Consider the following 7,373-nt stretch of genomic DNA (forward strand, 5'->3'; position numbering starts at 1 on the left):
ATAGCATCTCTACAGAAAATATCAGATATATTACTGGTTATTTACTATTATTTATGACCTATTTATTATTATAGCCATTTTCAATTTATTAATAAAAAAAAATTCCTAAATCCCTTGACAGTAAATTAATTTATGTATATATTAATTATGTAAGCAGTTTTAAGGAATTACTACTGATGAATGACAACCTTCCACCCAACTCCGATGAAAATACCAACCCTGAAAAGCCAGGTCGCAAACCTAAAAAAGTCAAGCACATCTTGGTCGGTTCTCCTAAACAAGTTCGCAAAACAATTAATGCTATCTATTCCCTTAAATACGCCTATCCCGACGAGTGGAGCGCTTTCGAGCCTACCGGAAAATCTGGTCAGGTTACGACTTTTTTGATTCGATACTTATACCTAGACTAGGATAGTAAATTGCCAGGGCGTCGCCCTGGCGACTATCAAGGGTTAAAGTTGTTTTGTGGAGGGGTATATATCAGGATGAAGGATGAGTTGGGAGGTGGTTACTTTCGAGTAGTTGCTGACTAATTCGATAGTTTATCAGTAGCGATTTAGATTTGAGTGCAGCTCAGCTGTACTTGTGGAAGCTTACAAAATAGAAATCGGTCAAGACTTGGGGTTAACCAGAACTTGACCGAATTTTTTTTATTGATTTATTGGTATAGTTAAGCTGTTCATAATTTAGATTGGGATACCTAACAACTGCTGCGAAGTCTAATAACTTCCACCAGCATTAATCAGCCCTGCCCTCTAGATTTCATCCACCATGTCTAAAATCTGATTATATAAGGCTAGAGACACTCTAAACTCTGAGGTAGCAATTAAGGCATCCATCAACGGCTTGACAGCAACGATGAGATTTTGGTGTTTCGCCTCAACTAAAATACCCAGCAATCCAGTAATCCTTAAGCCCAGACGATCGGCTTCTGCTCGACCACGACGCTCATCAATTAATAGCAAGTCAGCATTGATTTCTAGGGCAAGGGCAATCGCCTCAGATTCTCCAGGATCTAAACTCACCTCACTCTGAAGATGTTCAACTACTTCATAGTTAAGCACTTGCCTGACTTCAAGCCAGGAAGCAGATTGAACTTCGAGAGTGCCAGGAACAGGAGGATCAATGTCTGCAAGTTCACGATAGACTGCTTCAGGAATAATGACTTGATTATAGAGTTGAGGCAGAAGCTGCAAGTGTTGAATGGCTGCCAAATTTGTGATTGCTGATGTATCGCTAATAACAATCACAACCGTCCTAACTCCCGCAAATTTTTCAAGTCAATTTCAAAGTCTTCAACATCGTAGTAGTAAAGGGGAATTTTGCGCTGCTTGAGAAATTGGCGAAACTCGTTGGGTTGCATGTGAGCCAGTCGGCTGGCATAGTTCAGTGTTAGGCGACCTGTTTGAAACAAGTGTAATGCAATTTCCTGACGAAACTCACTTGGGGTAAGCTGGGATGCTTCTAGGATTGTGTCTGAAATAACAATACTCATCGCCAAATTGCCTTATCTATCGTATTTCTAACGATAGCTCAAAAACTTTCTGTTTTTACTAGATTTCAGCTAACTTTTACTAGCCCTCCCATAACTGTCTGGCTCATGGAGGTTATTTCGTTTGCGATCGCACAAATCAATGCTGCACCTAAGCCTGGTCAGGGATAGTCGGGGTCAACCTCAAGATCAATAAATTGTAACAATGCAATAGTTTTCCAACACCCTCTTCTCCCTCTTAACTTACTCATCCCACACCCCCCATCGGTTTTTCCTTTAAATTGCGACAATGCAATACTTTTCCAACACCCTCTTCTCCCTCTTAACTTACTCCTCCCACCCTCCCCACACTTCCCACACAACCCACCCTCTCCCCAAAACATCTCACTCTAATTACTCAAATAAGCCTCTTGTTCCAAATTATCCAGTAAATCCTCAGCAATTTGATACCAAGCTGCCCGGAATTGAACATCCTCTTGTTTATCGGAAAGAGTCTTTCCTTTTAATTGTGGATATGTACTATAAAAAAATTGATCAACTTTCTGATAAAAAGTACCTGGATCAATGTTCAAATCTAGACAACGCTGATAGATTTGCTTTTGCCGTTGCTGCTCTGTGTTACTCACAGATGATTGAGAAGGCAATGATGGTATAGATGGCAATTTCCAGGATATCTTGGGTAATTTTGGTGTAGTAAACCCTCCTCTAGCTACTGCTACCGTTCCAAACACTACTAATAAAGCAATGGACATAGAAAGACCAAAAAACTTTAGTTCACGGTTAGTGGATTGCTGTTTGCGATTGAGCACAGCAGTGAACGTTGTTTTAATGGTTTGACCAGGAGCAGCCACTAAGGTAGCAATCTGGGTAAATAGTGTATTTGGTTGTTTATTTGGTAGCTTAGTTGGTAGATTATTTGGTTGTTTAGTTGGTAGATTATTGGGTAGCTTAGTTGGCTGCTGGCTACTTACCGGCTGGGGAATTACGGTTTCTAGGGCTTCACTGACATCTTGGGCTGACTGATACCGTTCTTTAGGAAGATTAGCCAGCATTTTAGCCAAGACCGATTTGAAGCTGGGGCTAATAGTTATCTCTTGCCAAAGCCAGGTGGCGTGATAACTATCATAAAGGTCTAGAGGCTGTTTACCGGTTAGCAATACTAAAGCAGTTACTGCTAAAGCGTAAAGGTCGCTAGTGGCATCAGCTTTACCATATCGTAACTGTTCATCTGGGGAGTAACCCCGTTTGCCCACTTGAGTTCCAATCACGTGTCCGGTTGATTGGACAATGGCAGTGGTTACCATTTCTTTGACACAACCAAAGTCAATTAATACTGGCTTATTGTCAGAATTCCGTTTAATCAGATTATCCGGAGAAATATCCCGATGAATGATCTGCTTAGAATGAATATAATCTAAAACTGGCAAGATGTCTTGGAGCAGTTTAATCACATCTGCTTCCCTAAACTTTTGACCCTGGACTAACAGCTGGTGATAGGTTAACCCTTCGACATAGTCTTGTACTAAAAAGAGATAATTTTTACGACCAATACTGGTTCTAAGTAACTCTCGAAAACAAGGAATTTGGTTATGTCTGAGCTGGTATAGCATCCCAGCTTCTCGCTCAAATAATTCTTGAGCTTTTTGTAACTCATAGTTGTTTTGAAGTTGGGGAGCAAATTCTTTAAGTACACAACGCTCTTGGTAGCGATTAGCATCTTCAGCGAGATAGGTCCGTCCAAAAGTTCCTTGACCTAAGTCGCCTAAGATTGTATAGCGGTCTTTGATAATTGCTCCAGGTTTTAAGGTATTAGACATAATAGCCGCCAATAATTGATAATCTATAACGCTGGGTGTGGGGAGGGTGGGGAGTGTGGGAAGTGTGGGGAGGGTGGGGAGTGTGGGAGGGGTGGGAAGTTACTGGTCATCAGATAGGGGAGTGTGGGAAGATGGAGAGGACAGAAGAGAAGAGCGATGGCAATTAAAGAAGATGGGAAAGATAGGAGCAGAAAACGAAAAAGGTAAAAAGTATTTTAGAACTCATGAAGATTTGGTTATTTATCAATTGGCATTTGAGACAGCGATGCTAATTTTTGAACATTCTAAAAAGTTCCCAGTTGAAGAAAAATATTCATTGTCTTGATGCAATAGCGAGTGGGGGAAACCCCCAAGACCGCGCTGCATCGCTAACTGATCAAATTCGTCGTTCCTCTCGCTCAGTCTGTGCTAATCTCGCAGAAGCTTGGATAAAACGGAGATATAAAGCCGCTTTTGTAGCTAAACTGAATGATTGTGAGGCAGAGGCAGCAGAGACTCAAGTTTGGTTAACCTTTGCGGTGAAATGCCAGTATCTCACGGTCGAACAAGTCAGAGAACTCTACGGAAATTACAATCAAATTCTTAGTGGATTAGTCAAGATGATCACCAATCCAGATAATTGGTTACTCGACTAACTCCCCAAGCTCCCGAAGCTCCCCACACTTCCCCATCTCCCCATCTCCCCATCTCCCCATCTCCCCATCTCCCCATCTCCCCATCTCCCCATCTCCCCACACTTCCCACACTTCCCACACTCCCCACACTCTCTTAATGACCCAGCATCTCTTGTGCCTTCTTAATATTGTCACGAACTGATTCAGCTGATATCTTGAGGGAGGACAGTTCATAATCTGTCAACTTTAATTCCAAAATTTTTTCGATACCTCGACACCCCAATCGGGTGGGTACCCCTATAAAAATATCTTTTAAACCATATTCACCCTGAAGGTAGGCAGCTGCGGTGATTTGGCGGGATTGGTTGTGTAATATTGCTTCTACCATCAAACAGGCAGATGATGCTGGAGCAAAATAAGCACTGCCAGTGCGCATCAGTTCTACAATTTCTGCTCCGCCTCGGCGAGTCCGTTCGATCAGGGCTTCTATCCGGTCTGGTGTCATCAGTTCCGTGATGGGAACACCGCTAACGGTAGAGTAGCGGGGTAGTGGCACCATTAGGTCCCCATGGCCTCCGAGCACTACAGCATTGACATCCGCAACGGATACACCATTTTCCATGGCAATGAATGTCCGGAATCGGGTAGAATCCAACACCCCTGCCATGCCCATGACGCGATGGGGTGGTAAGTCAGTAGCTTGCCAGGCTAGGTAGGTCATCACATCGAGGGGATTGGTGACCACGATTAACATGGCATCTGGGGATTTTGCGATCGCATTTTTAGCCGCTTCCACCACAATTTTGGAATTGATCTGTAGCAGGTCATCCCGACTCATGCCTGGTTTCCGGGGACTTCCTGCCGTAATCACCACCACATCGGAACCAGCAGTATCAGCATAGTCATTAGTTCCGATAATTTGGCAATCGTGACCTTCAATGCCCCTGGCCTCCATTAAATCGAGAGCAATGCCTTGGGGCATACCTGGTTTAATATCCAGGAGTACGACATCGGCCAGATTTTTCTCAGCAATCCGTTGGACAAGAGTACTCCCTACTCTACCACCACCGATTACGGATACACGGTTGTCGTGGCAGGCAATTGGGGAGTTGGGATAGGGTACCATGATCGGAATGGGTAGGGTGGAAATGCGTTCGCGTAGCCGCTCTTAACGAGCATCGTCTTCAAAAGGGATGCTCGTTAAGACGATACTTTTCAGGCCGGTTAAGACGAGATTTCCAACTGGTCAATACGTAACCAAATGTTGGGGGTAGGTACCCGACCAAATTTGACCAGGGCATAATCCCCCTTAATATCAACAATTTCCCCATCGGTTTCAAACAGATAAGAGGAAAAGCGGGGGTCACTTGCTTTTGCTTCCAGGCTACCCTCTAACTGGGCTTGGATAGCCCGAACCAATACTCCCTTTTTAATTTTCCCAGCCATAAAATCTCTTTTGTCTTTCCTCTTCTATTCTATCGGGGGAATGAGAAATCGGGAATCGGGAATCGGGAATCGGGAATCGGGAACAGGGAATTGGGAATCGGGAATCGGGAATCGGGAATTGGGAGTCGGGAGTCGGTAAAAAATCTTGTTTACCTTATTACCATGAGAACCGATAATTACCCTTAATAGAAATCTCCCCATCTCCCCATCTCCCCATCTCCCCACACTTCCCACACTTCCCACACTTATCAACGCTGACAGTTCGGACAAAAGTGAGCTGAGCGACCGACTAACTTGGTTCGCTGGATGGGGGTGCTACAGATACGACAGGGTTCTCCGGTGCGACCATAAACCCAGGCAATCCCCTTATAGTTGCCATTGACTCCCTGGACGTTGATAAAATCACTAAACGTGGTACCACCAGACTCAATCGCTTTTTCCAATACTTGGATAATCGCGATGCTCAGCTTTTCGATCTGCTCTAACCCCAAATCTTTACAAAGGGTTTCTGGTCGAATACCACTCAAGAATAATGCTTCATCGGCATAGATATTACCTATTCCTGCTACCAGGGATTGATCGAGCAAGGCTGTTTTAATCGCACGCTGGCGGTGATGGAGCTTACTAACTAGGTAATCTGTAGAAAATTCCTGGGAAAACGGTTCTGGTCCGAGTTGCTTTAGACCAGTGATAATAGTTTCTGGTAATTGGGATGGCGGAATCCACCACATTCGACCAAAGGTGCGCTGGTCGATAAACCTTAACTCCTGGTTGTTTGGGAAAAACAATCGCACTCGCGTGTGTTTTGGGTGAGGCTGGTCTTGACTTAGCCATAGCAGTTGACCAGTCATCCGGAGGTGAACACCTAACCAACCGGCCTGATCACTGTCTGACTTGCTTAGTTTAGCGAGTAGGTATTTGCCCCGTCGATACCAATCACTAATGGTGACAGTTTTGAGTTGGGCTAAAAAATCTTTCGGAGAAATAGGGTGGGCGATGGTGCGCGATAGTAACACCTCTCCACCCTGGATTTCTTGGCCTGTAGTCACTTGATTTAGACCCAGGCGAATTGTTTCAACTTCTGGTAGTTCCGGCACGATTGAGTGCTTTAGTTAATCAATGGTGAGTGCAAGCGTGTTAACTTAGCACTCTACAGACACCAGGAACTCAAATTCCTGAGTCTGGCTAGGTTAACCAACTACTTCCAGTTCAGTCGGTGCATAGTTATTGGTGTTAACCCCAGAGGGGCTACCGCTGTAGCCAGTATAGTTGACCTTATCAAAGCGGACAATCACTGGGTATTTGATACCACTCTTGTCTATACTAGCCACAGTTCCCACATCGTTATACCAGTAGGATTCTTTTCTTTTAATCCGAACTTTTGCACCACGTTTTAGTTCTGCCATAAAAAAATTTACCTTACGCTCTAGTTCTACAGCGTACTACTCAATTAGGCTTCTCCGTTGACTTAATTGTTTAAGTTTTATTAATTTACCTCTAGGGAGTAGGGAGTAGGGAGTAGGGAGTAGGGAGTAGGGGTAAGAAAATTGACTGTATCTCATGAGTATGATTAACTCTATGATTACCCTTACTAAAAATCTACTACGTTTACCAGGCTTACCACGCTTACCCTGTCTAACACACTCTTCCCCCTATTCCCGACTTCTCGGAGAAGTCTATAGAGTTTCGTAGTAAGCGTAAGGTACATTTAAATTTTCTTCCCTGCTCCCTGCTCCCTGCTCCCTGCTCCCTAAAACCCTGGACTTTGTACCCCAACCAATTGAGAACTCCTATAATCTGACAAACGCTGCCAACTCAGCTTTGATGTTTCCTCATCGAGATGCCAGCGTAATAACTGAGCTGGTTGACCAATGTTGAGGGTTGGTAAACCGATGGCTTGGCGAGGGGAAACCGTTGCGAGGGCAATGCCATTCTCAATGCTACAAATCCCCCACTGGACTAAATTCTCTACCCCTACCAATAATGGCAAGGTTGTCCCAGATA

12 protein-coding genes and 1 pseudogene are annotated in these 7,373 nt (G+C 44.1%); 3 read left to right on the forward strand and 10 right to left on the reverse strand.

Annotated elements, in window-relative coordinates; all coding sequences use genetic code 11:
- The first annotated feature begins 176 nt into the window (after positions 1-176).
- On the forward strand, positions 177-410 hold the full coding sequence (locus tag F6K57_RS12765; protein WP_293024179.1) for a hypothetical protein: 234 nt from the start codon (positions 177-179) through the stop codon (positions 408-410).
- A 345-nt stretch (positions 411-755) separates the two neighbouring features.
- Here the strand turns inward: F6K57_RS12765 and F6K57_RS12770 are convergent, their stop codons facing one another.
- The 3 genes from F6K57_RS12770 to F6K57_RS12780 form a co-directional block, all read right to left on the reverse strand.
- Positions 756-1,250, reverse strand: a complete 495-nt coding sequence (locus tag F6K57_RS12770; RefSeq protein WP_293024177.1) for a DUF3368 domain-containing protein — start codon at positions 1,248-1,250, stop codon at positions 756-758.
- Positions 1,247-1,495, reverse strand: a complete 249-nt coding sequence (locus tag F6K57_RS12775) for a UPF0175 family protein (protein ID WP_293024175.1) — start codon at positions 1,493-1,495, stop codon at positions 1,247-1,249. The genes F6K57_RS12770 and F6K57_RS12775 overlap by 4 nt, the downstream gene beginning before the upstream one ends.
- A gap of 386 nt (positions 1,496-1,881) precedes the next feature.
- Positions 1,882-3,309, reverse strand: a complete 1,428-nt coding sequence (locus tag F6K57_RS12780) for a serine/threonine-protein kinase (protein ID WP_293024173.1) — start codon at positions 3,307-3,309, stop codon at positions 1,882-1,884.
- A gap of 73 nt (positions 3,310-3,382) precedes the next feature.
- Between F6K57_RS12780 and F6K57_RS12785 the strand changes: the two genes are divergently transcribed.
- Positions 3,383-3,634, forward strand: coding sequence for a four helix bundle protein (locus F6K57_RS12785; RefSeq protein WP_293024171.1), 252 nt, complete (start codon positions 3,383-3,385; stop codon positions 3,632-3,634).
- Positions 3,609-3,944 (forward strand): four helix bundle protein, encoded by a 336-nt coding sequence (locus tag F6K57_RS12790; protein ID WP_293068072.1) that lies wholly within the window; start codon positions 3,609-3,611, stop codon positions 3,942-3,944. Before F6K57_RS12785 ends, F6K57_RS12790 begins: the two co-directional genes overlap by 26 nt.
- Here the strand turns inward: F6K57_RS12790 and F6K57_RS12795 are convergent.
- From F6K57_RS12795 to F6K57_RS12825, 7 genes and pseudogenes are all read right to left on the reverse strand, one after another.
- Positions 3,913-4,071, reverse strand: a complete 159-nt coding sequence (locus F6K57_RS12795; protein WP_293024167.1) for a hypothetical protein — start codon at positions 4,069-4,071, stop codon at positions 3,913-3,915. The genes F6K57_RS12790 and F6K57_RS12795 overlap by 32 nt on opposite strands.
- Before the next feature lie 6 nt (positions 4,072-4,077).
- Positions 4,078-5,049, reverse strand: coding sequence for a malate dehydrogenase (gene mdh, locus F6K57_RS12800; protein WP_293024165.1), 972 nt, complete (start codon positions 5,047-5,049; stop codon positions 4,078-4,080).
- A gap of 98 nt (positions 5,050-5,147) precedes the next feature.
- Positions 5,148-5,369 carry an NAD(P)H-quinone oxidoreductase subunit O gene (locus tag F6K57_RS12805; protein ID WP_293024163.1) on the reverse strand — a complete coding sequence of 74 codons (222 nt, stop codon included), beginning with the start codon at positions 5,367-5,369 and terminating at the stop codon, positions 5,148-5,150.
- A 24-nt stretch (positions 5,370-5,393) separates the two neighbouring features.
- Entirely contained in the window at positions 5,394-5,594 is a 201-nt protein-coding gene (locus F6K57_RS12810) for a hypothetical protein (RefSeq protein WP_293068077.1), read from the reverse strand.
- Between the two features lie 23 nt (positions 5,595-5,617).
- On the reverse strand, positions 5,618-6,466 hold the full coding sequence (locus F6K57_RS12815) for a DNA-formamidopyrimidine glycosylase (RefSeq protein WP_293024159.1): 849 nt from the start codon (positions 6,464-6,466) through the stop codon (positions 5,618-5,620).
- Between the two features lie 93 nt (positions 6,467-6,559).
- Entirely contained in the window at positions 6,560-6,775 is a 216-nt protein-coding gene (locus tag F6K57_RS12820; protein ID WP_293024157.1) for a photosystem I reaction center subunit IV, read from the reverse strand.
- Between the two features lie 344 nt (positions 6,776-7,119).
- Positions 7,120-7,373: pseudogene (locus F6K57_RS12825) on the reverse strand (hypothetical protein); the annotation flags it as partial.

This window comes from Moorena sp. SIO4A5, from assembly GCF_010672005.1.
In the GTDB taxonomy this organism is placed as follows: domain Bacteria; phylum Cyanobacteriota; class Cyanobacteriia; order Cyanobacteriales; family Coleofasciculaceae; genus Moorena.

Coding starts and splice junctions, on each gene's coding strand:
- F6K57_RS12775 (WP_293024175.1), bottom strand. CDS start 1,495: ATGAGTATTGTTATTTCAGACACAATCCTAGAAGCATCCCAGCTTACC.
- F6K57_RS12820 (WP_293024157.1), bottom strand. CDS start 6,775: ATGGCAGAACTAAAACGTGGTGCAAAAGTTCGGATTAAAAGAAAAGAA.
- F6K57_RS12805 (WP_293024163.1), bottom strand. CDS start 5,369: ATGGCTGGGAAAATTAAAAAGGGAGTATTGGTTCGGGCTATCCAAGCC.
- mdh (WP_293024165.1), bottom strand. CDS start 5,049: ATGGTACCCTATCCCAACTCCCCAATTGCCTGCCACGACAACCGTGTA.
- F6K57_RS12765 (WP_293024179.1), top strand. CDS start 177: ATGAATGACAACCTTCCACCCAACTCCGATGAAAATACCAACCCTGAA.
- F6K57_RS12780 (WP_293024173.1), bottom strand. CDS start 3,309: ATGTCTAATACCTTAAAACCTGGAGCAATTATCAAAGACCGCTATACA.